The organism is Streptomyces sp. NPDC050619, assembly GCF_040654815.1.
In the GTDB taxonomy this organism is placed as follows: Bacteria; Actinomycetota; Actinomycetes; order Streptomycetales; family Streptomycetaceae; genus Streptomyces.
On record NZ_JBFAIR010000039.1, the window covers coordinates 91,058 to 113,810 of the forward strand.

Below are 22,753 nucleotides of genomic sequence, written 5' to 3' on the forward strand. Positions count from 1 at the left end.
CGCCCTCCCCTGGCTCGTCCAGTATGGCGAGCTGTCATCCGAGTTTGTACGGTGCGGGGCGGGAGCCCGGGCCGAGGCGGGCCATGGCGCGCAGGATGTGTTTGGGCGGGAGCTGCCAGCGCAGACGTGCGGGAACGCGGCGCAGCAGGGTGCCCGTGGCACGCAACTGGCGGGTGACGGTGGCGGGTTCGGGAGCCGCTCTGCCGTACAGCTCGTGGGCGTACGGCGGCAGGGCGGCGTACGCCAGATGCGCCACGCGCCGCCACAGCACCTCGCGCGCCGGGACGAGCAGGGGATGCGTCGGCGGGCGGAGGAGGAAGTCGTCCACCGCGCGTGCCTCTTCTCCGGCGGCGAGTTCCGGCCGCACCTTCTCGAAGTAGGCGTTCATCTCGGCCTGGTCGGCCGGTACGGCGTCGGGGTCGAGGCCCACCAGGCGGGCGCTGACGCGGTGTTCGCCGATGTAGCGGTCGGCCTGCGCGTCGGTGAGCGGGAAGCCGGAGCGGCGCGCGACGTGTAGGTAGGAGTCGATCTCGGCGCAGTGCACCCACAGCAGCAGCTCGGGTTCGTCGACGCCGTAGCGCTCGCCGGTGTCGGGATCGGTCGCCGACAGCATGCTGTGGATCTTGCGGACCCGGGCGCCCGCCTTCTCGGCGGCCTCGGTGGTGCCGTAGGTCGTGGTGCCGACGAAGCTCGCGGTGCGCATCAGCCGGCCCCAGGCGTCCCGCTCGAAGTCGGAGTTCTGCATGACGCCGCGCACCGCTCGGGGGTGCAGCGCCTGGAAGTAGAGCGCGCGGACGCCGGCGACCCACATCATCGGGTCGCCGTGCATCTGCCAGGTCACCGAGTCCGGTCCGAACAGCCCCGGGTCACCTGTCGGGTAGGCCGTCACCCCTGCAGTGTGACCAGGATTCCTGGCCGGCACCAGGGGCACCTTCGTGACCTCCGGTGAAGCCAGGCAGCTCTTACGAGCTCAGGCGGGCTTCTCTTCCTGGTTGGTGATGAAGTCGGACGGCATCTCGGGGCACCACACGGCGGCCGGGCAGTCCCAGTCGTTCGGCTTCCAGTCCTCGGTGATGCGGTCCATGTCGCTGGAGTACTCGATCCAGCTGCCCCAGGGGTCCTGGACGTAGTGGAAGAGGTTCGAGCCGAGGGTGTGGCGGCCCAGGCCCCAGCCCTTGGAGTAGCCCGCGGCGGCCATGTTCCGCGCGCCCATGGCGATCCGGTCGATGTCGGACACCATCCAGCTGGAGTGGTGCAGACCGGGGTGGGCCGCCGGGACGAAACCGAAGACGTGGTGGTCGCCGGGCCCTGAGTTCATGAAGGTGGCGATGCCGGGGATGCGGTCCGACAGGCGGAGTCCGAGGGCGCGGGCGTAGAAGGCTTCGGAGGCGTCCAGATCGGAGCTGAAGATCAGCATGTGTCCGAGGCGCTGGGGGCGGGGCTTCTCGTCCGCGTTCAGCCAGCGGGCCTGGTCGACCCTGCGGACACGGTCGCCGACGTTGGCGTCCTGTCCGTCCGTGGTACCGAACTCGCGCCAGGGTGCGATCCCCTCGTCCCGGAGGTTGATCAGATTGCCCTCGTGATCGCGCAACCACAGTCCACCGGGCACCTCGGCCGGCGCGTCCAGCAGCTTCAGCCCCATGCCCTCGATGTGGCGCTGCCACTGCGGAAGGGAGTCCGGCTCTACCGCGAAGGCCACGTGGTGCATCCGCTTGACCGGCCCTTCCATCAGCACCGTCTGGTCCTGCTCCCGGCCGTCGCAGCGGATCACCACCGCGTTACCACGCTCCACCGTCTCCAGTCCGAACGCGCTGTAGAAGCTCGCGCCGGTATCCAGCGAGGGCACCTGGAGCCCGTAGTGCAGGAGACCTTTTACACGCAACATGTGCACTCCTCATGGTTCCGATGGACTCGCGTCCCTCACGAGCCGCACCTCCCTAAGTGTGTGCACCTTTCAGTCCATACGTCCAGGTGTCCAATGAAACCTTTTTGCGGAAACTCCTCTTAGACCTGGAGCACAGCCCGCCCTTCTCAGCTCAATGTGTATCCACTATGGTTCTGCTGCACTGAGAGAGCCGCCTGTTGGAGGAAGACATGAGATTGCCTGAATGGTCGCTGGTGCAGTACCGGGTCGACGACTCGGAAAAGGTCGCCGTCGGTGTGAGCGCCGGCGGGAGCGTCGTCCACGGGCCGCCCGGGACCGAAGGCCAGACGCTGATGGAGGTGCTGGGCCGTTGGGACTTGCTCGCACCGCTGCTTCGGGACTGGACCCCGGCCCTGTCGGACGTCGTCGCCGGCGCCCGGCTCGCTCCCCCGCTGACGTTTCCGGGCAAGGTGCTGTGCGCGGGCGCCAACTACTGGGACCACTGCGCCGAGATGGGCGTCGAACTCCCGGACGAGCCGGGTGAACCGTTCTTCTTCCTCAAGCCGCCCACGACCACCGTGACGGGGCCGGGAGACCCGGTGCCGCTGCCCTCCTACCCGGGCGCCCGCGTCGACTGGGAGGCGGAACTCGCCGTCGTCATCGGCCGCACCGGCCGCGACCTCTCGCCCGCGCAGGCCCTCGATCATGTGGCCGGCTATCTGGCGGCGAACGACATCTCGGCCAGAGACCGGCTCACCGCCGCGAAGCCGATCGGCGAGCCGTTCGCGTACGACTGGGTCGGCCACAAGGGACAGGACGGCTTCTGCCCGCTCGGCCCCGGAATCGTGCCCGCCTGGCAGGTCCCCGACCCGCAGAACCTGCGGATCCGGTTGAGTGTCAACGGCGTGGTCAAGCAGGACTCGTCCACGCAGCGGATGATGGTACCGATACCTGAAGTGGTCGCGGCGGCCAGCCGCTTGACCCGACTCGAACCCGGGGACGTCATCCTCACGGGCACACCGGCCGGCGTCGGAGTGGCGCGTGGGGAGTTCCTGACCGCCGGGGACGAGGTCGTCGTCGAGATCGAGCGCATCGGCCGTCTGGAGAACACGGTGGTGGCGTCATGAACGACACGGCTGCCGAACCCGACTGGCCGGAACCGCTGCCCGTGCCGGATGCGATGCGGGCCATGGTGTTCCACCGGTTCGGACCACCCGACGTCCTGGAACAGGCCACGACCGACACTCCCCGCCCCGGCCCCGGCGAGGTCCTCGTGCAGGTCGCGGCAGTCGGCCTGGGCCGGCTGCTCGACCTCACGGCCCGGGCGGGCAACCACCCGTACGCCAAGATCAAGCCGCCCCATGTGCTGGGCGCCGACCACTCGGGCGTCGTCGCCGCACTGGGCGACGGCGTGGAGTCCGTCCGGGTCGGGGACCGGGTGGCCGTGTTTCCCGCGGTCGCCTGCGGGAGCTGCGCGTTCTGCGTGGCGGGCCGCGAGGAAGTCTGCCCCGACCTGGGCGTGATCGGCACCCATCGCCCCGGCGCCTACGCCGAATACTGTGCGGTGCCCGCCCGCAACGTCCACCGGGTCCCGGACGGCATTCCGGCCGCGATGGCCGCCTCCCTGGCACTCGTCGGCGCGGTGGCCGCCAACCAGCTGGCCCAGGCGGGGCTGCGCCCCGGGCAGTGGGTGCTCATCCAGGGCGCCGCCTCCGCCCTCGGCTCCACCACCGGCGCCTACGCCCAGCACCTCGGCGCGAGGATCATCGCCACCTCCCGCTCGCCGGAAAAGCGCAAGGCTCTGGCCGCGGCGGGCGCCGACGTCGTACTCGACACCACCGCCGAGGACTTCGTCGATCGCGTGCGCGAGGCCACCGGCGGTCACGGCGTCGACATCGCCGTCGACAACCTCGGCGACCCCGCCATCTGGGACGCCACACTCGACACCCTGGCCCGCGGCGGCACCGTGGTCACCTCCGGCGCGTTCCTCGGCGGCGACGTCCGCATCGATCTGCGGCGCCTGTACTCCGACTGCCACCGCATCATCGGCGTACGCACCGGAAACGCTGCCTCGGTCAAGGCACTGTGGATCCAGGTCGAGCACGGATTCCGCGCGGTCCTCGACCGTACGTTCCCCATCGCCCGCGCCGCCGACGCCCACCGCTACATGGAGGACGACAACAGCCTCGGGCGGGTGGCACTCACCCTCGGTCCCGGGGACTGGGACGCATAAGGCAGGCCCTGACACCCGTGGCCAGGCACAGGTTCGTGCTTGTGTCACCGCGACCAGAGCCGGCCCAGCCGGGCTGAGGCGGCATCAGGACTGACCGTTGCCCGCGATTCCCAGCGCGGTCCGCGTGGCCTCGGGTTCGTACTCCGGGGCGATGTCCGCCAGCACGTTCAAAGCGGTGCGTGCCAGATGACGGGCAACCACGCGTGCCGCCTCGTTGGGGTCACTCAGGCGCAGCGCCTCCAGCAGCGCTTCGTGCTCCGTGTGCGCCCGGCCCCATGAGCTGGGTGCGCCCAGCTGGGCCAGCCGGATGTAGCGCTCGCTGTGTTCGCCGAGCGACTCGAGCATGCGCCGCAGCCGCGGCCCCACGGCCCGGGTCGCGATCCCGTGGAACTCCCTGTGCGCGGCATGCCACTCGTCCGGCCGGTCGTTGCCCGCCGTTTCCCGCATGCGCTTCAGGGCTTCGCCCATGCGCTCCAGGTCCCCAGCCCCGAGCGACTTGGCCGTCACGCTCACAGCGAGCGTTTCGAGCATGATGCGAGCGCCGTAGACACCGTCCAGGTCCTCGGGGTCCACTGACCGCACGCGCGCTCGCTGGTCGGGCCGTGCGTCGATGAGCCCTTCTTCCTGGAGCAGCCGGAACGCCTCACGCATCGGCGTGCGGCTGACGCCCAGATTCCGTGCCATCTCGGCCTGGAGCAGCGCCGACCCCGGCGGCAGTTCACCGCTGAGGATCATCTCCCGCAGGCGTCCGTGGACGTCCAGGGCGAGTCGGCGTCCACCCCCGGGCTGCACGGGTGTTCCACCCATCGGCTCAAATGTGACCCGCGTGTCGCCGCTGTCGCTGCCGTCGTCCGCCGGCCGTGGTTCCTCGGGGGTCTGGCCCCTCCTCCTGGTCATGCCAGGAGTTTACCCAGGTGTATGCAGCTTCTGTACGCGAAGAACGGTAAGGGGCAGTCCCCGACGGGTCCGCCCCTGCACATCCCGCTCCAAGGAGGGGTTTCACTGTATCCACTCACTCGGATATCGCCCGACGACGGTGTCGATCTCCTCAGCGCTCCAGGGGAGGACCGATCAGCGACTGGAGCGGGCACGAGGGCTGCCAGGCCGGAGTGAAGCGGCGGCGCAGGTCGGCCACCGCCTCGATGCCCGGCGCTCCGGCGGTCAGCAGCTCCACCGTGCTCAGGCGGCAGACCTCGAGGTAGGCGCGGATGGGCCGTGTGGTGGCTGTGGTGCGCGGGGTTACGACCACGGGCGGGTGGAGTGTGGTCCCGTCCACAGCGTTTCCGTCCACAGCTGTTCCGTCCACAGCACCTGCCGGCAGGGCCTGAAACCTCTGCAAAGTGCCGCCCACCGGGACGAGTTGACTGTCGTCGACCGGGGAGTCGGCGACGTCGGCGAGTACGGCACGCAGGACGAACGCGAAGGCGCTCCGCGCGTTGTCGACCGCCCACCGGTCCGTCGGCAAGGGTGAGCCGGGCCGCCGGTGCACGGCGAGTTCACCCATTCCCTCGGCCTGGAGGGCCACCGGGTCCCGCTTCAGCGTGTCCGTGATACTCCTCAGCCTGCGGCTGCCCACGACGGTGCTGTACGCGGCCGTCGCACTGGGCGGTGTCGGGGCTATGTCTCGAAGCACTATCCGGTACGCATGGGCGCCACAGCGATGGGCTGGACGCTGGGCTTCGGCCGCATCGGCTCGATGCTCGCCCCGCCGCTGCTCGGGCTCATCATCGGAGCCGGGCTTGCGTTCCAGTGGAACTTCTACGCGCTCGCCGTACCCGGCGTCATCGGCGCCCTGCTGGTGGGGCTGGTTCCCCGCGCCCCGGAAGCGAAAGAGCCCGCAGGTCACGGGGGTGCGGGCGGGACCACACGTCCTTTCGCGGAGCAGACGTGAGTCACACATCGACGACTCCCGCCGCCCACGGGCTGGAAGGGTGAAGGGTCTGGGTGAAGTCCCAACGCCGGCAGGCGCAACAGCCCGGTCACCGCAAGCCCGCTCCTGGTGCGGGAGTCCGGGCAGCCCGGCCGCACGGTGAACACCGCCCTACCCGGGCGCTGAGCACCGCACCCGAGGCCGCCGTTGGCCGGTGCAAGCCATGCCCGGCGGTGGTGATCAGGAGGCGGGAGTCCGAGGGGTGCAGGCAGACGGCCCGACGGAATGACCGTCGACGACGAGGACTGCCTGTGGGTCGCCGTGTGGGGCGGTGGCGCGGTCCGCCGGTACCACCTGGACGGGCACCTGCTCCCGACGCCGGCCGTGCCCGCCCCGCAGCCCACATCTCCGGTGCCGCTCCGCTCTCTCGCCACTCTGCGCCATCGCATCAGCGGGGAGGCCGGCGTCCCGACTTGTCCGCATCACAGCCGCTTCGGAGGCGGGCGAAGATCTCATGCCCGCCGAGGTCGCCCGTGGCCGGGTCGACCCGCCGGCGGTGAATGGTGCCGGCCGCGCTGTCCGCGAGGTAGAGGACCGTGCCGTCGGCGTTGAACGCCGGTCCGTTCACGATGGTGAGGCCGTCGAGGACGCGTTCCACTGTGCCGTCGGGGTCCGTGCGGTACAGCGAGCCCGCGCCGGGGGTGCCGTCGTAGGGCATGCTGCCGGCCCAGCAGCGGCCGGCGGGGTCCGCGACGCCGTCGTTCATCCGGCTGGGCGCGGGGGTGCGGTCCTCGGGACGGTCCAGCCATTCCAGCTTGCCGTCGGCGGTGAGCAGCGCGATGCCGGTGTCCGCGGCGGTGATCCAGTGTCCGGCTGGTCGTGTACCGGTGCGACGGCGCCGAGCGGCACTTCGAGTCGGGCCAGTTGGTACGGGGTCGGGTCGGTGCCGTCGTGCAGTTCGAAGAGCCGGCCGCTGCGGACGTCATCGTCGCTCTCCTCGTCAGCGGATCGTGGTGCCGTCCGGTCGGTCGAGCAGGCTGAGTTCGTCCTGCGTCGGCAGGCCCTCCCAGTCGCCCGGGGTGCCGACGGCGAAGGCCGCGGTGGTGACGGCTCGGTGCAGGCGTGCCGGGATGTCGGCGCCGTGGAGGAGTGCCGACAGGTATCCGGCCACGAAGGCGTCGCCCGCGCCGACCAGATCGACCGCGTCGACCTCTCGCGCCGAGCGGTCGGTCGTGCCGCCGACGGTGTAGGTGGTCGCCCCGCGTGCGCCACGCTTGATGACCACCTCGCTGACTCCTGCGGCCAGGAGGCTCTGCACGCCCTCGGGCTCGCCCGCGTCGGGCCGTCCCAGCATCAGCGGCAGCTCGTCCTCGAAGGCTATGAGCAGGTCCGTGCGGTCCAGCAGAGGCCGGAGCACCGTGCGCGCCCGGTCAGCGGTCCACAGCCGGGAGCGGTAGTTGACGTCGAGGCATACGGTGATGCCGGCAGCGCGAGCCGTCGTCGCGGCCGCCAGAGCCGCCTCGGCCGCCGACGAACTGAGCGCCGGCGTAATGCCGGTGAGATGCAGGATGCGCGATCCGGACGCCAGGGCGGGCAGTACCTCTGCCGCTGAGACGGCCGAACCCGCCGAACCGGCGCGGTAGTAGCTCACCCGGGTCAGGGTGCCCAGCCGGGGTTCGGTCAACAGCAGTCCTGTGGGCCGTCCGGTGTCGTCGGTGACCGCGTACGCGGTGTCGACGCCCTCGGCGCGCAGTGTGCGCAGCACCAGCGCGCCGAGTTCGTCCGCACCGACCCGGCCGGCCCAGCGCACTCGGTGTCCGAGCCGGGCGAGGCCGATGGCGACGTTGGATTCGGCTCCCGCTATGGACAGGCCGAGATTTCCGCCCAGCCGTAGCGTGCTGTGGGCCCGTAGTGCCGCCATCGTCTCGCCGAAGGTGACCACTTCGGGCGCGGCCTGGCGATCCGGTGTCGTCACGGCGTCTCCCCTGCGGCCACCTTGCGGAACTCGGTCGCACGGCCGCGGAGTTGGCCCAGGTCACCGCCGTCGGCCGCGTCGCCGACGAGTGGTGAGCCCACGCCGACGGCGATGGCGCCGAGGTCCAGGTAGTCGCGGGCGGCCTGTGCGTCCACTCCGCCGACGGGCACGAAGGGCACGTCGGGGAAGGGGTCGCGCAGGGCCCGTAGATAGCCGGGTCCGCCGAGGGAGCCGGGGAAGAGTTTGATCGCGTCGGCGCCCTTGGCGAGGGCGGCCTCGATCTCGCTCGGGGTGAGGGCTCCCATCAGCACGGGTATGCCGTAGGGCTCCAGCCCGTCGACCAGTGCGGGGGTGACGAGGTACGACGCTCCGGCGTCGACGGCGCGGGCGGCGTCCGCGGCCGAGCGGACGGTTCCGGCGCCGAGAGTTGCGTCGGGGCCCAGTTCGGCTCGCGCCTGCTTGATCACCGTCAGGGCATCGGCGGTGGTCAGCGACACCTCGATGGCCGCGACCCCTTCCTCGGCGAGGGTGAGTACGGTGCGCAGAGCCGCGCCGCTGTCCTTGCCTCGGACGATCGCCAGCAGGCGGTGAACTCCAAGCGATTCCACCAGGTTCATGGGACGGTGCTCTCCTTGAGCGGGTGATTGTGTGGACGGTCGGTCGGTCACCATTCGGTGAACGATCCGTCGGCGCCGCGCCATACGGGGTTGCGCCAGCGGTGTCCGGTTTCGGCGGCGCGGCGTACGGCCTTCTCGTCGATCTCGACGCCCAGTCCGGGGCGGGAGCCGGCGACGGCATAGCCGCCGTCGAAGCGGAAGGGTTCCGGGTCCATCACGTAGTCCAGCAGGTCACGCTGCTGGTTGTAGTGGATGCCCATGCTCTGTTCCTGGATGAGGAAGTTGGGAACCGCGAAGGCGATCTGAAGGCTGGCGGCCAGCGCGATCGGGCCGAGCGGGCAGTGCGGAGCCATGGCGACGTCGTACGTCTCGGCCATGGCCGCGATGCGGCGGACCTCGGAGATGCCGCCGGCGTGCGACGGGTCGGGCTGGGCGACGGCGATGCCGCTGGTCATGACCTCGCGGAAGTCCCAGCGGGAGTAGAGGCGTTCGCCGGTCGCGAGCGGAATGCTCGTGGACTCCACCAGGCCGCGCAGGTGGGCCGAGTGTTCCGGCAGGACGGGTTCTTCGACGAACAGCGGGTGCAGCGGTTCGAGCAGAGGCAGCAGGCGGCGGGACATGGCGGTGGAGACGCGGCCGTGGAAGTCGACGGCGATGTCCCGCTCGTCGCCGAGCACTTCGCGCACGGCCGCGACGCGTTCGACGATCTCGGCGGTACGTGCCGGGGTGTCGATCGCGGCGAGTTCGGCCGAGGCGTTCATCTTCACCGCGGTGAAGCCGGCCTGCGCCTGTTCCTTGGCCAGCTCGGCCACGTCGCTCGGGCGGTCTCCGCCGATCCAGGCGTACATCCGCACGCGGTCGCGTACCGGGCCGCCGAGGAGACGGTGCACCGGGACGCCGTAGGTCTTGCCGGCGATGTCCCACAACGCCTGGTCGATGCCGGCGACGGCGCTGGAGAGGATCGGACCGCCGCGGTAGAAGCCGCCCTTGGTGAGCACCTGCCAGTGGTCCTCGATGCGCAGCGGGTCCCGGCCGACGAGGTAGTCGGCCAGTTCGTGGACCGCGGCGCGTACCGTCTCCGCACGGCCCTCGACCACCGGCTCGCCCCAGCCGGTGACACCCTCGTCGGTGGTGATGCGCAGGAACAGCCAGCGCGGCGCCACCAGGAACGTCTCAAGTCCGGTGATTTTCATGATTTTCAAAGGGGTTACTCCTGCGGGGGCTCGGTGGCGGCTTCGTCGCGATCGTCCTTGGGCTGCACGGCGGCGGCCAAGTCCTTGGACGCCTGCGTGAGCAGGGACTCGACGGCGGACACGGCGGCGTCGGGATCGCCCGCTTCGATCGCTCGCAGCAGCTCCCGGTGCACCGGTACGGAGTCGGAGAAGTGCTGGGCACCGTGCACGATCCGGTCACGGATGCGCAGGCCGGCCTCGATGACGACCTCCATGCGGCTGAGCAGTTCGTTGTGGGCGGCGTCCAGCAGAGCGCGGTGGAAGGCGAGGTCCGCCTCCACCATCGCGTCCGCGTCCGTTCCGGCCGCCGCCATGGCGTCGAGCGCCAGCCGTATCGCCACCAGGTCGGATTCGGTGCGGCGGGTCGCGGCGAGCCGGGCGCCGGCGGGCTCGACTATGGCGCGGACCTCGGCGAGGTCCTCCAGGAAGTCATCGGTCGGAGCGCTGCTGCCCTGCCAGCGCAGCAGGTCGCTGTCGAGCAGGTTCCAGTCGGCACGGGGCCGAATGGTGGTACCGCGCTTCTGCTTCGATTCGAGGAGGCCCTTGGAGGCCAGCACCCGCATCGCCTCGCGCACCACGGTCTTGCTGACGCCGAGCTCCGTCTCGAACTTGATCGGGTCCACCACGGAGCCCGGGGGGTAGTCGCCGCGGATGATGCGTCGGCCCAGCTCCTCCACCGCCTGGCCGTGCAGCCCCTTGCCGGGATGCGTCACCACGTTCTCCGTTTCCGCTCTGGTCCTGGTCGCTCAGGCTCCGCACGGTGCGCGTCGCTCACGAGGACTCCTTCATGACGCTCCATCCTCCATCGACGACGAGACTCGCGCCGGTGACATAGGAGGCGTCGGGGGATGCCAGGAAGGCGACCGCGGCGGCGACCTCCTCCGGCTGCCCGAACCGCTTGGCCGCCGTGGCCGCCGCACTGCGCGCCCGCTCCGACTCGGGGATCGAGTCCCAGGCCGCGGTGAGGATGGGACCGGGCAGCACCGTGTTGACGCGGATGTACGGACCGTACTCGACGGCCAGCTGGCGGCCCAGCGAGCACAGCGCGCCCTTCGCCGCGGCGTATGCGGCATGGCCGGGCAGACCGATGACCGCGTGCACCGAGGAGGTGAGGACGACGGACCCCGCTGCCTCGCGCAGCATGCCGGCGAAGGTCTTCATCCCTCGCCAGGCCGGCTTGAGCAGCACGGCCATCTGACCGTCCCACTCGGCCTCGCTCAGTTCGTGGGCGGGCTTGTTCAGCTGGGCGAAGGCGTTGCTGTGCAGCACGTCCATGCGCCCGTGAACCTGGTCGACGTGGCGGGCCAGGTGCTCCCAGTCGGAGGCGGAGGTCACGTCGCAGCGTACGTACTCCGCCTGGTCCCCGCTCTCCACGATGCCCGTCGCGAGCGCCTTGCCGGCCGCGTCGTCCACGTCCGTGATCACGACCGCCGCGCCCTCGGCCGCGAGCCTGCGGGCCGTGGCCGCGCCGATCCCGTGGGCGGCTCCGGTGATCACCGCTACGCGCCCCGTCAGCCTGCCGCATTCCGTCATCGCAGCCCTCTCCTTTCGTCCTGAGTCACCCTAGCTGTTTCCATTAATAATGGAAATATCTTGACGAGCGTGCGACAGCGCTTCAAGACTGACCGGCGGGCGAGAGCGGACGGTTCGTGGCCGTAACAAAGGGACACAAGGGACGTACATGAATACCTCACCACCCTCGCGGAGGTCCGCGCTCCGGTGGAGTGCCGGGGCGGCAGCGGCGCTCACCGCCGCCCCCGCACTGACCGCCCTGCGGCCAGACCGTCGGAACGACGGAGCCGACATCCACGTCGAGATGCAGACCATCCCCCAGAACGTGCAGGGCGGCTACCAGAAGATGCACGCCTCGCTGACCGCCGGGAACCCCCCGGACCTGGCGCAGGTCGAGTACCACGAGCTCCCCGGCTTCATGCTGGTCAACGGCCTGACGGACCTGAGTGCGTACGGCGCCGACGAGCTGCGCGACAGCTACGTGCCGTGGCAGTGGAACCAGGGCGTCTTCGGCGGGCGGGTCCGTACCATCCCGCAGGCCTCGGGCCCGATGGGGCTCTTCTACCGCCAGGACCTCTTCGAGAAGTGGGGCATCGAAACGCCCGCCACCTGAGCTGAGTTCGAACAGGCCGCCCGCGTGGTCAAGGCCCGCGGCGGCGGCGCCCGGCTGTCCACGTTCAACCCCAACCAGCCCGGCTGGTTCGCCGCGATGTGCTGGCAGCGCGGCGCACGCTGGATACGCGCCCAGGGCGACGACTGGGTCGTCGCCATGAACAGCGCCTGGTACCGGCAGATCCAGACCGGACAGATCTCCGCCTGGGTCGGGCCGCAGTGGGGCGACGCCCTGCTGCGCGGCAACGCACCGGGCACCAAGGGGAAGTGGCGGGGCGCTCCCCTGCCGCAGTGGACCCCGGGAGAGAACGCCTCCGCCAACTGGGGCGGATCGTCCACCGCCGTCCTCCAGGGCAGTCGCCACCCGCGTGAGGCACTGCGGTTCGCGCACTGGGTCAACACCGACCCGAAGGCCGTCGACCTCAACATCTCGGTCGGCTACGGCTGGCCCGCCGCCACCGGCATCTTCCGCGGATCGGCACTCGACAAGCCCGACCCGTTCTTCGGCGGGCAGCGGTACAACGACGTGTTCACCGCGTCCGACCGGGCCATCGACACCTCCTGGAAGTGGTCCCCCACCACGGACGCCGACTTCGCCGCGCTCGGGGACTCCTTCGGCGCCGCCATGGCCGGGGACGGCACCCTCGCCTCGTCGCTGGCCGACGCTCAGCAAAGCACCGTGGACAACCTGCTGGCCAAAGGCCTCAAGGCGAGGAGCGCGCGATGAGCACCGCGATCAGCCGGCCGAGGAAGTCCGCACCGGGCGGCGGGCGCTCCGCCCGCCCGGATCGCTCCGCCTGGGGGTTCCTCCTCCCCTTCGTCGCCCTCTTCCTGTTCACCTTCGTCCTCCCGCTCGGCTACGCCGTCTACCAGAGCCTGCTCACCCCGGTCCGCTCCGGTTCGCTGGGCCTGGGTCCGGCCACCGTCGGCTTCGCCGGGCTGGACAACTACTCCCTCGCCCTTCAGCAGTCGGCCTTCCTGGAGAGCTTCGCGCGGGTGCTGCTCTTCGGCATGGTGCAGATCCCGGTGATGCTGCTGCTGTCCACCGCGCTGGCCCTGGCGCTCGACACGCTCTCCCACCGCTGGGCGGACGTCCTGCGTGCCGCCTACTTCCTGCCGTACGGCGTCCCCGGCGTCATCGCCTCGATCCTGTGGGACTTCCTGTACGTACACGCCGTGCTCATCCGCCCAGTCGTAGACGTACGGGTGGCGGTTGTAGACGCAGTTGCGGATGAAGTCGGCGCCCAGGGCGGTGATGTGGCCCAGTTCCCTGTCGTACTCGGCAGGGGTCATCGCCCTGCCGTGCTCGCTGGTCTCCTCATACCAGTTGAGGCCCTTCAGGAACAACGGCCTGCCGTTCAACCGCAGTTGCGCGCCCGCCACGGACAGGTCACGCATTCCGTAGACGGCGGACAGGGCGTCCACGCGCGGGCCGCCGGCTTTCGTGGTGCTCAGCGTGGCGCGGGCCGTGAGCGTGTGCGGCGAGCCGGGGGCCCATCGTGGCGCGCCGGGCACGGAGACCGAGACGGGCACCACACCGACCGATCCCGCCGCGATCCGCGCCGCGACGACCACCGGTCGCCCGCCGCTCCCTCGACCGGGGTCCAGGGTCAGGTAGCCCTCGAAGTCGGTGGTGCCGTGGTTCTCGACGACCGCCCGTGCCTCCAGCCTCTCTCGCACTCCGGCCGTGAGCAGCTTCGCGATGGTGACCTGGGGAACCGCCTCGATCCAGGCGGACCGGGTCAGTCCCGCGTAGGGCCAGTGGTCGACCGGCTGGTACGGGATCTCGTAGTCGTCGGTGACCGGCTGCGGGGTCGGGTCCGTGTAGTCGACGTAGCGCGCCCGGCGGAAGACTCGCACCGCGATCGTCTGCCGCTTCCCCGGCCGCAGCGCCCTCGCCGCCGGAAGCGCGAAGGGCGAGTTCGCTCCTTCGTGCTGGCCGAGGTGGGTGCCGTCGAGCCAGACGTCGGCGCTGTAGCCGGCGGCCAGGAAGGCAAGGCGCACGTGGCGGGCAGGCCAGGACGCGGGAACGTCGACGGTGGTGCGGTACCAGGCGTAGCCGTCGGCGCATGCCGTGCCCGTGCCGAAGGTGGCGGTCTCCGTGGCGAATCCGGGCGTGTTCAGCAGGTCCCAGGCCGCCGGGACGTCGATGAAGTCCCATGCGCTGTCGTCGAGGCGCGGGGACTGCCAGCCCTCGCCGAGTCCGCGGTCGCGGGGGTCGAAGCGGAAGTGCCTGGGCCGACTTCCTCACCGAGCGCGGACTGGACGACCGGGTCGCCTACGTCGAGGTGCACAACGAGGTCGACAACTGCTCCCTGGTTCCGGACGACGGCGGCACCCACTACTCCCGGCTGCGCGGCCCGCTCGGCCGCGCCGTGGAGCTACTGCGGGCGCGCCACCCCGGCATCCCCGTCACGTACTCGCTGGGAGAGCCCTGGCCACGCGAACTCGACGAGCTGCCGGAACAGGCGCAGATCGCCCACTTCCACTTCTACGTCTACGGTGTCCTCGGCGCGCTGTACCAGGCCGCCGGACTCGGCCACGGCACCGAGCAGGCGCCCCCCTCGGCCACCTGGCCCACCCCCGAACTGGCCCGCATGCTGCGCCCGGACGCCCCCGCCTTCGCCGACTACCAGCCCGACGAGCCCTGGCGGCTGGCGGCCACCGGGATCCCGCGCGAACTGTTCTACGCGCACGACTGGGTCGACCCCGACCGCTGGGACCTGTGGCTGTACGAGAACTACCTTCCGCACCGCGAGGCCATGCGGCAGACCCTGGCCCTGTGGGTCGACTCCGTCGCCGGATTCGCCCGCCGCCGCGGGATCCCGGCCGTCCTCGGCGAGGGCGTGGTGGGATACACCCCTCTGCTGACCCGCTTCGAGGAGGACGCCGTCGGCAAGGACATCGCGGAGTTCGTCGTCGACCGTTGCCTGGAGGCCGGGTTCAAGGGTGTCGTTCCGACCTCGAACGCGGCACCTCACCACCCCATGTGGAACACCGACCGGGACTGGATGCGCCGCGTCAACGCGCGCATCACAGGCGGCTGAACACAGGACACGCCGTGCGGCTGTCACTGGCCGCCGGTCACGAACTCCCGCCAGGTACAGCCGACCGCTGGTCGACGCGCCCGGCTGGTCGGTGGATCGGGCCGGTGATCCGGGTCAGGGGCAGGCCCGTGCCCTGGTTGGTGTGGGCGATGATCTCCGCGGTGATCGACACAGCCGTCTCCTCGGGCGTGCGGGCTCCGAGGTCGAGGCCGATCGGGGAGCGCAGTCGGGCCAACTGGTCCTGCGTGACGTCGGCTTCACGCAGGAGCCGCAGCCGTTCCTCATGGGTGCGCCGTGAGCCCATCGCACCGACGTAGCCGACAGGCAGGTCGAGTGCCAGGCGTAGCAGGGGGATGTCGAACCTGGCGTCGTGCGTGAGGACGCACACGACGGTACGGGCGTCGACGTGGGTCTGTTCCAGGTAGCGGTGGGGCCAGTCGACCACCACCTCGTCCGCGTGCGGGAAGCGTTCCGCGGTGGCGAAGACGGGGCGAGCGTCGCACACGGTGACGTGGTAGCCCAGGAAGCGGCCGACCTGGCTGAGGGCGGCGGCGAAGTCGACGGCCCCGAAGATCAGCATGCGCGGACGAGTGGCGGCCACGTGGACGAGAACGGACAGCTGCTCCGGGCAGGTGTCCGCGTCGCCGCCGAGCGGGACGAGAGCGGTGCGGCCCGCCCGCAGCAGCGCCCCGGCCCGGTCCGCCACCGCCCGGTCCATCGGCCCCCCGTCCACGGTCCCGCCGGCGATCCGGCCGTCGTCGCCGAACACACTCAACGTGGAACCGAGGAGTGCGTCGGGACCCTCCACGACCTGTGCCACGGCAACCGGTCCGCCCCGGACCACCTCGGCAAGGGCAGCGGCGAGGTGCGGCCGAGTCGCGGGATCCATGCGCTGGACGAGGACGTCGAGTTCGCCGCCGCAGGTCAGGCCGACGGCGAAGGCGTCGTCGTCGGAGTAGCCGAACCAGGCGCGGTGCGGCGCGCCCCGGTCATGCAGCACCTGTCGGCACAGTTCGTAGACCGCTCCCTCGACGCAGCCGCCGGAGATGCTGCCGACCGCGTTGCCGTCCTCGTCCACCGCGACCGACGTACCGACGGGCAGAGGCGCGCTGCCACGGACGTCGACGACGGTGGCCAGGGCGAAGGCGCGTGTCTCACGGCACCAGTGGTCCAGTGTGTCCGCGATGTTCAGCATGGGTCGTTCTCCGTGGTTCGCCGTGCGAGGGGGTGGGGCGGGCCGCCGCCGCGCCGGACGGGGAGCGCATACGCGGCGACGGCCCTGGGCGGTCCGGCAGCGACGGGGGTACGGGCTGCCGGGCCGGTCGATGGGCCCGTCCCTGAGAGGACTGCCCGTGTCAGAGCAACGCCTCGGCGGTGATGGGCAGTTCGCGCACCCGGCGGCCGGTGGCGTTGAAGACCGCGTTGCCGATCGCGGCCGCCACACCCACCTGGACGACTTCGCCCAGCCCCTTCACGCCGAGCGCGTTGCCGTCGTTGTCCTCGCCGTCCAGATAGATCGCCCTGACCTCGGGGACATCGGCGTTCACCGGTACGAGGTAGTCGGCCAGGTTGGCGTTGACGATCCGCCCGTCGCGGTGGTCGGTGACGGTGTGCTCCAGCAGGGCCGTGCCGATACCGCCCACGATGCCGCCGATGGCCTGGCTGTCGGCGAGCTTGGGGCTGATGATGCGGCCGGCGTCGTACACGCCGAGCATCCGCCGCACCCGGACCAGACCGAGGGTCGCGTCGACGGCGACCTCAGCGAAGGTGGCGTTGTAGGCGAAGTAGGAGCGCCACGCGGGATTCGGCGGCCCGTTGTAGGAGCCGAGGGCTTCCAGGTGGGAGCGGTCGTTGCGGGCCAGCAGGCTCCGGTAGGTCTCACCGCGCGCCGGATTGCCCCGCACGTGCAGCCGGCCGCCGCGGACCACCACGTCGTCGGCGTCCACGCCGTACAGCGGCGACTCGCGGTCCTCGACGGCCAGCCTGATCGCCTGCCGCCGCACCTGGTCGCACGCGTCGACGACGGCGGACCCGACACTGGCCATGGTCTGGGAGCCGCCGTGCGGCGGGGTCGGCGGGAAGCGGGAGTCGCCGAGCCGCAAGGTGACCGTACGCATGGTCAGCCCGAGGGCATCGGCGGCCACCTGGGTCTGGGAGGTGTACGTGCCCGGCCCCATGTCGCTGGCGGCGGTCTCGACCACCGCGGTGCCTTCGGCAGCCAGGCGGGCCCGGGCCTGCGCCGGGGAGCGCGCGGGGTCGTAGACGCCGGCGGCCATGCCCAGGCCGATCAGCCAGTCCCCGTCACGCGTCGAGCGGGGCTCGGGGCTGCGGCGGTGCCAGCCGAACTCACGGGCGCCGACGGTGTAGCACTCCCGGAGCCGGCGCGTGGAGAACGGCAGGTTGTTCGACTCGTCCTCGTTCGGCTCGTTGCGCCGGCGCAACTCGATCGGGTCGAGGCCGAGCTCGTGCGCGAGTTCGTCCATGGCCGACTCGATCACGAACGACGCCGAGGCGAAACCGGGGCCGCGCATCCAGATCGGGGTGTTCACGTCCAGCGGCACCGTCCGGTACGCCTGGCTCACGTCGGGCATGCTGTAGAGCATCTGCCCCGCGGGCATGACGGCCTCGGTGAACGTCTCGTACGACGATGTCTCGGCGTCGATGTCATGCACCGCGGCGGACAGCCGGCCGCGCCGGTCGCTGCCCAGCCGGAGACGGTATGCGTAGGAGGGCCGGAAGCCGGTGCCGAAGTACATCTGCCGACGGCTCAGCACCAGCTTGACCGGACGGCCCGTCTCCCGCGCGGCCACCGAGGCGACGACCGTGTGCGGCCAGCAGCGCAGCCCGCTGCCGAAACCGCCGCCGACAAACGGGTTGATGACCCTCACCGCTTCCGCGGGCAGGTCGAACACGGCGGCGAGCTCGTCGTGCGTGCCCATCACCCACTGGGTCTTGTCCCACACGGTCAGCCTGTCACCGTCCCAGCGGGCGATCGTGGCGTGCGGCTCCATCGGGTTGTGGTGATTGCGCGCCAGCTCGTAGGTCACATCCAGCCGTACCGCCGAGGAACGCAGGCCGGCTTCGGCGTCGCCGCGCGCGTAGTTCGTCGGCTTGTCCGGCTCGGCCTCGTGCAGGTCGGTCGAGGGCTGTTCGGCGTCATAGTCGACCTTGACCAGGCTCGCGCCGTGCTGCGCGGCCTCCAGCGTGGTGGCGACCACGACGGCCACCGGCTGACCGTGGAAGAGGACTTTGTCGTCCTGGAAGACCCGCAGCCTGCGCCCGGGCAGGTTGTTGGACCCGGGGTTGTCGCGGTACGGCAGCTTCGGCGCGTTGCGATGGCTGATCACCCGCAGCACGCCCGAGTGGGCTTCGGCGGCGCCGGTGTCGATCGAGGTGATGCGGCCGCGGCCGATGGCGGCGTCGACGATGACGGCGTGCACGGCTCCGTCGATGTCCTCCTCGGCGGCGTACAGCGCTTTACCCGTGACCTTCAGCCGGCCATCCACCCTCGACAGCGGCGCACCCACGGCTGCCTGCGGCTGGGGGCTCACTTGGTACCTCCTACGATGCGCAGCTGGCGTGCGACGGTCCGCTGAAGCAACTCGACCTTGAAACGGTTGTGTTGGAGAGGGCGGGCGCCCTCCGTCGCCTGCTCGGCGGCCTCGGCCCACAGGGACTCGGAGGGGCGTTCACCGATGAGGTGCCGCTCGACGGCGGGCAGCTTCCACGGCACCGTGCCCACGCCGCCGGCGGCCACCTTCGCCTCCCGGATCAGCCCGCCCCGGATGTGCAGCGCGACGGCCGCCGAGGTCAGGGCGAACTCGTACGACTGCCGGTCGCGGACCTTCAGATAGCCGGACTTGAGCGGACGCGGGTGAGCCGGGATCTCCACTGCGGTGATCAACTCACCTCGTCGCAAGGCCTGTTCATGCTGAGGGGTACTCCCCGGTCGCAGCAGGAAGCCGGCGAAGGGAACCTGCCGCTCCCCGTCCGGGCCCAGCAGGTGCACCCGGGCCTCCAGCGCCGCGAAGGCCACAGCGACGTCGGAGGGGTGGGTCGCCACGCAGGAGTCGGAGGTGCCGAGGATCGCGTGGCTGCGGTTGAAGCCCTCCCGCGCCGCGCAACCCGATCCGGGCTCACGCTTGTTGCAGTCGGCGGTCACATCACGGAAGTACGTGCACCGGGTGCGCTGCATGATGTTGCCGCCGATGGTCGCCATGTTCCGCAGCTGGGCGGATGCGCTCAGCTCCAGCGCCTGGGAGATGACGGGGTACAGGGCGCGCACCTTGGGATGGGCGGCGGCCTCGGCCATCCGCACCAGCGCACCGATACGCAGGCCTCCGCGCTCGGTGACGGTGACCTCGCGCAGGGGCAGGGCGCTGATGTCGACCAGCGTGCCGGGGCGTTCTACGGTCTCGCGCATGAGGTCGACCAGCGTGGTGCCCCCGGCGATGTAACGCCCGCCGTGGCGACCGGCGTTGAGGGCATCGCGGGTGTCGGAGACTCGCGTGTAGGCGAAGGGATGCATGGCTGCTCAACCTCATTTCCCGCGAGCGGTCTGTTCGACCGCCCGCACGATCTTCACGTAGCAGCCGCAGCGGCAGATGTTGCCGCTCATCCACTCGCGGATCTCCTCCGGCGAGCCGGTGTGGCCCTCCCGGATGCAGCCGACACCGGACACGATCTGGCCGGGAGTGCAGTAGCCGCACTGGAAGGCGTCCTGGTCGACGAACGCCTGTTGCAGTGCGTGCAGTTCGTCGCCGTCGGCCAGGCCCTCGACCGTGGTGACCTCGGCGCCCTCCAGGCGCACCGCGAGCGTCAGGCAGGCATTGTGCCGGCTCCCGTCGACGAGGACCGTGCACGCGCCGCAGGCCCCAGCGTTGCAGCCCTTCTTGGAACCCGTCAGCCCGAAGTGCTCGCGCAGCAGGTCCAGCAGCGACGTGCGGTTGTCGACGGTCACGGTCCGGCGGGTGCCGTTGACCGTCAGGGAGACACGGCTGGAGGGCGGGCTCTCCGCGGCCGTCGCCTCATCCGAGTCGGCGAGGAACGTGCCCGCGACCACGCCGCCCGCGACGACGGCACCGCCGACCGCGGTGCTGGTGGCGATGAAGGTACGCCGGGTGGGGGCCGGGGAGGACTCGCTGGATCCAGTGGGGGGTGGAACGGCAGATTCAGGGAGTTCAGTAGACATACGTACGCCTTCGCATCACAGAACGGGTCAGTCGTACACAACAGCGGGAGGGGGGATCCTCATCACCGCGGGGACCCTGGCGACCGCGCGCCTTGACGGTGGCGGCTGCTCAGATCGGCAGTCTTGCACCACCGCCCACGCTCGTGGCAGGGAGACTTTTCTCCCCCTTTACGGTTCCTCAGGAGCGACTTGCCGACATGGCCGGGGCGCTTCCGCGCGGGACAGGCCCTGGCCCCGCCGCTTCTCCGGTGGCGGGTTGCGCCCTGTGGTCAGGGCTTGATGAGGACCTTGAGGCGCTGCCGCAGCCGCAGGACGCGGTGACGCGGACCAGCGGGTCGGTGGGCTGCTTTCAGTTCCGCGGGGACATGCTGGCTGACCTCCGACGAGATGACGGGCCGACGTCGACGAGGGCGGCATCGACCAACGCCTCCGCGATGGATCGCGCGCACGCGCCCGTGTCGCTGCTGTTGAGTGCGGTGCCTCGTGCGGCCGCGCCGTCGAAGAGCAGTGCCAGCTGCTCACCGAGGGTTTCCGGGGCGGCGGCCCCGGCCTGCCGTGCGATGTCCGTGAGGCGGCGGGCGAATTCCCGCTTGTACGCCGCTGCCAGCCGGTGGGCGGAATGCCCGGGGTCGGGTACCTCGACGCTGACGTTCAGGAACGGGCATCCCCGGAACGGAGCGGTGGTTTCCGGCAGCTTCCAGTCGAAGACGGCCAACAACTGCTCACGCGGGCTCGGTGTCGGTGCCGGTGTCGGTTGGGCGGGCGACCGGAGGACGGGCAGGAGATCGTCCACCAGGGAGTGCAGGTATGCCCCGACGAGCTCGTCCTTGCTGGGGAAGTGCGTGTAGAGAGTGCGTTTCGACACCTCGGCGACGGTCGACAGCTGGTCCATCCCGGTCGCGTTGATCCCCTGCGCCGTGAACAGCTCGGTCGCCGTTTTGAGGATCCGCTCCCGGGCGCCACGCCCACGACGCCGACGTACGGGGTGAGATTCGGTCACGCCCTTAAGGATACCGATCGTTTTACATAAGCCGGTGGGCCAGATACGGTAGTGGCTTAAGTAAACCGATCGTCTTACTTAGCCACGGCCCGCCCGAGCTATCGATGCGAAATCAGCACCAAGGAGACCTGATGCGTTACACGACCTTCGGACGACGGACCGGACTGCGCGTCTCCGAGTACGCACTCGGCACGGGGAACTTCGGCACCGGCTGGGGTGCGGGTGCCGAGCCGGACGAAGCGCGCCGGATGTTCGACAGGTTCGCCGAGGCCGGCGGTACGTTCCTCGACACCGCGGACAACTACCAGTTCGGCGAGTCCGAAGAACTGGTGGGGAAGTTCGTCGCCGCCGACCGGGACCACTTCGTCCTGGCCACCAAGTTCACCAACGGGGCATCCCCGCGGCCCGGCATCTCCAGGACGGGCAACAGCCGTAAGAACATGGTCACTTCGCTGGAGGCGAGCCTGAAGCGCCTCGGCACCGACTACATCGACCTGTACTGGGTCCACTTCCCCGACGACCTCACGCCCATGGAGGAGATCCTGCGGGGACTGGACGACCTGGTCAGCTCCGGCAAGATCCTCCACGCCGGCCTGTCCAACTTCCCCGCATGGCGGGTCTCCCGCGCCGCCACCCTCGCGGACCTGAACAACTGGGCACCGGTCACGGGCATCCAGATCGAGTACAGCCTCGTCGAGAGGACCCCAGACCGTGAACTGCTGCCGATGGCCGAAAGCCTGGGCCTCGGCGCCGCCCTGTGGTCCCCGCTCGGCGGCGGACTGCTCACCGGCAAGTACCGCCGCAGCGACGAGGGACGGCTGACCGACCTCAAGGCGGTCATCCACACCGAGAGCACCGAGCAGAAGACCGCCGTCGTCGACACCGTCCTGGCCATCGCCGAGGAGACCGGCGCGACGCCCGCACAGGTGTCGGTGGCATGGCTCCGTGAGCGTGCCGCCCAGGCGTCCACCGCGTTCGTGCCGATCATCGGCCCGCGCAATCTCGCCCAGCTCGACGACTACTTGGGCGCGCTGGACGTCCAGCTCGCCCCGAAGCAGCTCGCCCGCCTGTCGGACGTCAGCGCGATCCCCCTCGGCGTGCCCCACGAGGCGAACGCTCGCGCGCGAGACGCCGTCCAGGGCGGTGACGCCTCCCTCGTCACCCAGCCCGCGGTGCCCGCGGTCTGAACCGCGGATCCTGCCGCCGGCGGTCATCTCGCCCACCGGTTCGGCGGTCTGCCGCGCAAAGGTCCACGACGGCCTGGCCACGCTCGCCCGATGTGTCGACGGAGTTGCTGTGGACGGCCACCAGACCACCCTCGGCGATGACCCGCTTGATGTCGTACCTGAGGTCCGGATACTGCTGCCGCTGGAGGGCGCCGAAGTACCTGAGCGCCCGCGGGCCCCGGCGCCGTCGGGGGCCAGCGGGTTGTGCTGGATCCGAGCGACCAACGGGCCCTGTTGCCGCTGCGCCGAGCGCCCCGCTACATGTTGATCATGTGTCCCGCGAGGCCGTGCACGGCCTCCTTGACGGCCTCGCCCAGGGTCGGGTGGGCATGGACGTTGCGGGCGACCTCGTGGACGGTGAGGTCCCACTGCTG

General features: G+C 70.7%; 21 protein-coding genes and 4 pseudogenes. 7 read left to right on the forward strand and 18 right to left on the reverse strand.

Annotated features, from left to right (window positions below):
* Positions 1 to 34: 34 nt before the first annotated feature.
* Together AB0I77_RS43070 and AB0I77_RS43075 are read right to left on the reverse strand one after the other, a co-directional pair.
* Complete coding sequence (locus tag AB0I77_RS43070; RefSeq protein WP_363288344.1) at positions 35 to 829, reverse strand: oxygenase MpaB family protein; 795 nt, start codon at positions 827 to 829, stop codon at positions 35 to 37.
* Between the two features lie 141 nt (positions 830 to 970).
* Positions 971 to 1,885 carry a VOC family protein gene (locus tag AB0I77_RS43075; protein ID WP_363288325.1) on the reverse strand — a complete coding sequence of 305 codons (915 nt, stop codon included), beginning with the start codon at positions 1,883 to 1,885 and terminating at the stop codon, positions 971 to 973.
* A gap of 209 nt (positions 1,886 to 2,094) precedes the next feature.
* On the opposite strand from AB0I77_RS43075, the gene AB0I77_RS43080 reads away from it, so the two are divergent.
* Both AB0I77_RS43080 and AB0I77_RS43085 read left to right on the forward strand, forming a co-directional pair.
* Positions 2,095 to 2,991, forward strand: coding sequence for a fumarylacetoacetate hydrolase family protein (locus AB0I77_RS43080; RefSeq protein WP_363288326.1), 897 nt, complete (start codon positions 2,095 to 2,097; stop codon positions 2,989 to 2,991).
* Positions 2,988 to 4,097 (forward strand): zinc-binding dehydrogenase, encoded by a 1,110-nt coding sequence (locus tag AB0I77_RS43085; RefSeq protein WP_363288327.1) that lies wholly within the window; start codon positions 2,988 to 2,990, stop codon positions 4,095 to 4,097. Before AB0I77_RS43080 ends, AB0I77_RS43085 begins: the two co-directional genes overlap by 4 nt.
* Before the next feature lie 84 nt (positions 4,098 to 4,181).
* On the opposite strand, the gene AB0I77_RS43090 is transcribed toward AB0I77_RS43085, so the two are convergent.
* Positions 4,182 to 4,994 (reverse strand): GntR family transcriptional regulator, encoded by an 813-nt coding sequence (locus tag AB0I77_RS43090; RefSeq protein ID WP_363288328.1) that lies wholly within the window; start codon positions 4,992 to 4,994, stop codon positions 4,182 to 4,184.
* A gap of 151 nt (positions 4,995 to 5,145) precedes the next feature.
* Positions 5,146 to 5,673: a hypothetical protein gene (locus tag AB0I77_RS43095; protein WP_363288329.1), complete on the reverse strand. Its 528-nt coding sequence runs from the start codon at positions 5,671 to 5,673 to the stop codon at positions 5,146 to 5,148.
* A gap of 69 nt (positions 5,674 to 5,742) precedes the next feature.
* Here AB0I77_RS43095 and AB0I77_RS43100 point away from each other — a divergent pair, with 69 nt between their 5' ends.
* Positions 5,743 to 5,988: a hypothetical protein gene (locus tag AB0I77_RS43100; protein ID WP_363288330.1), complete on the forward strand. Its 246-nt coding sequence runs from the start codon at positions 5,743 to 5,745 to the stop codon at positions 5,986 to 5,988.
* A gap of 255 nt (positions 5,989 to 6,243) precedes the next feature.
* Positions 6,244 to 6,369, forward strand: a pseudogene (locus AB0I77_RS43105) (SMP-30/gluconolactonase/LRE family protein); the annotation flags it as partial.
* Positions 6,370 to 6,415: 46 nt separating this feature from the next.
* Here AB0I77_RS43105 and AB0I77_RS43110 read toward each other — a convergent pair.
* From AB0I77_RS43110 to AB0I77_RS43135, 6 genes are all read right to left on the reverse strand, one after another.
* On the reverse strand, positions 6,416 to 6,829 hold the full coding sequence (locus tag AB0I77_RS43110; RefSeq protein WP_363288345.1) for an SMP-30/gluconolactonase/LRE family protein: 414 nt from the start codon (positions 6,827 to 6,829) through the stop codon (positions 6,416 to 6,418).
* A gap of 138 nt (positions 6,830 to 6,967) precedes the next feature.
* Positions 6,968 to 7,942 carry a sugar kinase gene (locus tag AB0I77_RS43115; RefSeq protein ID WP_363288331.1) on the reverse strand — a complete coding sequence of 325 codons (975 nt, stop codon included), beginning with the start codon at positions 7,940 to 7,942 and terminating at the stop codon, positions 6,968 to 6,970.
* On the reverse strand, positions 7,939 to 8,559 hold the full coding sequence (locus tag AB0I77_RS43120; RefSeq protein WP_363288332.1) for a bifunctional 4-hydroxy-2-oxoglutarate aldolase/2-dehydro-3-deoxy-phosphogluconate aldolase: 621 nt from the start codon (positions 8,557 to 8,559) through the stop codon (positions 7,939 to 7,941). Before AB0I77_RS43120 ends, AB0I77_RS43115 begins: the two co-directional genes overlap by 4 nt.
* Positions 8,560 to 8,606: 47 nt before the next feature.
* Positions 8,607 to 9,752: a galactonate dehydratase gene (dgoD, locus tag AB0I77_RS43125; protein ID WP_363288346.1), complete on the reverse strand. Its 1,146-nt coding sequence runs from the start codon at positions 9,750 to 9,752 to the stop codon at positions 8,607 to 8,609.
* 14 nt (positions 9,753 to 9,766) lie between these two features.
* Positions 9,767 to 10,507: a FadR/GntR family transcriptional regulator gene (locus AB0I77_RS43130; protein WP_363288333.1), complete on the reverse strand. Its 741-nt coding sequence runs from the start codon at positions 10,505 to 10,507 to the stop codon at positions 9,767 to 9,769.
* 55 nt (positions 10,508 to 10,562) lie between these two features.
* The gene (locus AB0I77_RS43135; protein WP_363288334.1) at positions 10,563 to 11,324 is read right to left on the reverse strand and encodes an SDR family oxidoreductase; all 762 of its coding nucleotides are present in this window, start codon (positions 11,322 to 11,324) and stop codon (positions 10,563 to 10,565) included.
* A 148-nt stretch (positions 11,325 to 11,472) separates the two neighbouring features.
* Between AB0I77_RS43135 and AB0I77_RS43140 the strand changes: the two are divergent.
* Positions 11,473 to 12,642 (forward strand): annotated as a pseudogene (locus AB0I77_RS43140) (extracellular solute-binding protein).
* Here AB0I77_RS43140 and AB0I77_RS43145 read toward each other — a convergent pair.
* Both AB0I77_RS43145 and AB0I77_RS43150 read right to left on the reverse strand, forming a co-directional pair.
* Complete coding sequence (locus tag AB0I77_RS43145; protein WP_363288347.1) at positions 12,582 to 13,313, reverse strand: glycoside hydrolase family 2 TIM barrel-domain containing protein; 732 nt, start codon at positions 13,311 to 13,313, stop codon at positions 12,582 to 12,584. The pseudogene AB0I77_RS43140 and the gene AB0I77_RS43145 sit on opposite strands and share 61 nt — an antisense overlap.
* A 396-nt stretch (positions 13,314 to 13,709) precedes the next feature.
* Positions 13,710 to 14,087 (reverse strand): annotated as a pseudogene (locus AB0I77_RS43150) (sugar-binding domain-containing protein); the annotation flags it as partial.
* A gap of 590 nt (positions 14,088 to 14,677) precedes the next feature.
* On the opposite strand from AB0I77_RS43150, the gene AB0I77_RS43155 reads away from it, so the two are divergent.
* On the forward strand, positions 14,678 to 14,962 hold the full coding sequence (locus AB0I77_RS43155; RefSeq protein ID WP_363288348.1) for a cellulase-like family protein: 285 nt from the start codon (positions 14,678 to 14,680) through the stop codon (positions 14,960 to 14,962).
* A gap of 37 nt (positions 14,963 to 14,999) precedes the next feature.
* Here the strand turns inward: AB0I77_RS43155 and AB0I77_RS43160 are convergent, their stop codons facing one another.
* From AB0I77_RS43160 to AB0I77_RS43180, 5 genes are all read right to left on the reverse strand, one after another.
* Positions 15,000 to 16,157, reverse strand: a complete 1,158-nt coding sequence (locus tag AB0I77_RS43160; protein ID WP_363288335.1) for an XdhC/CoxI family protein — start codon at positions 16,155 to 16,157, stop codon at positions 15,000 to 15,002.
* Between the two features lie 160 nt (positions 16,158 to 16,317).
* Positions 16,318 to 18,513, reverse strand: a complete 2,196-nt coding sequence (locus tag AB0I77_RS43165) for a xanthine dehydrogenase family protein molybdopterin-binding subunit (protein WP_363288336.1) — start codon at positions 18,511 to 18,513, stop codon at positions 16,318 to 16,320.
* Positions 18,510 to 19,490: a xanthine dehydrogenase family protein subunit M gene (locus AB0I77_RS43170; protein ID WP_363288337.1), complete on the reverse strand. Its 981-nt coding sequence runs from the start codon at positions 19,488 to 19,490 to the stop codon at positions 18,510 to 18,512. Before AB0I77_RS43170 ends, AB0I77_RS43165 begins: the two co-directional genes overlap by 4 nt.
* Before the next feature lie 12 nt (positions 19,491 to 19,502).
* Positions 19,503 to 20,153, reverse strand: a complete 651-nt coding sequence (locus tag AB0I77_RS43175) for a (2Fe-2S)-binding protein (protein ID WP_363288338.1) — start codon at positions 20,151 to 20,153, stop codon at positions 19,503 to 19,505.
* Positions 20,154 to 20,502: 349 nt separating this feature from the next.
* Positions 20,503 to 21,153, reverse strand: coding sequence for a TetR/AcrR family transcriptional regulator (locus AB0I77_RS43180; RefSeq protein WP_363288339.1), 651 nt, complete (start codon positions 21,151 to 21,153; stop codon positions 20,503 to 20,505).
* A gap of 131 nt (positions 21,154 to 21,284) precedes the next feature.
* Between AB0I77_RS43180 and AB0I77_RS43185 the strand changes: the two genes are divergently transcribed.
* The gene (locus AB0I77_RS43185; RefSeq protein WP_363288340.1) at positions 21,285 to 22,340 is read left to right on the forward strand and encodes an aldo/keto reductase; all 1,056 of its coding nucleotides are present in this window, start codon (positions 21,285 to 21,287) and stop codon (positions 22,338 to 22,340) included.
* Here the strand turns inward: AB0I77_RS43185 and AB0I77_RS43190 are convergent.
* A pseudogene (locus AB0I77_RS43190) lies at positions 22,312 to 22,521 on the reverse strand (hypothetical protein); the annotation flags it as partial. The gene AB0I77_RS43185 and the pseudogene AB0I77_RS43190 sit on opposite strands and share 29 nt — an antisense overlap.
* Between the last annotated feature and the right edge of the window lie 232 nt (positions 22,522 to 22,753).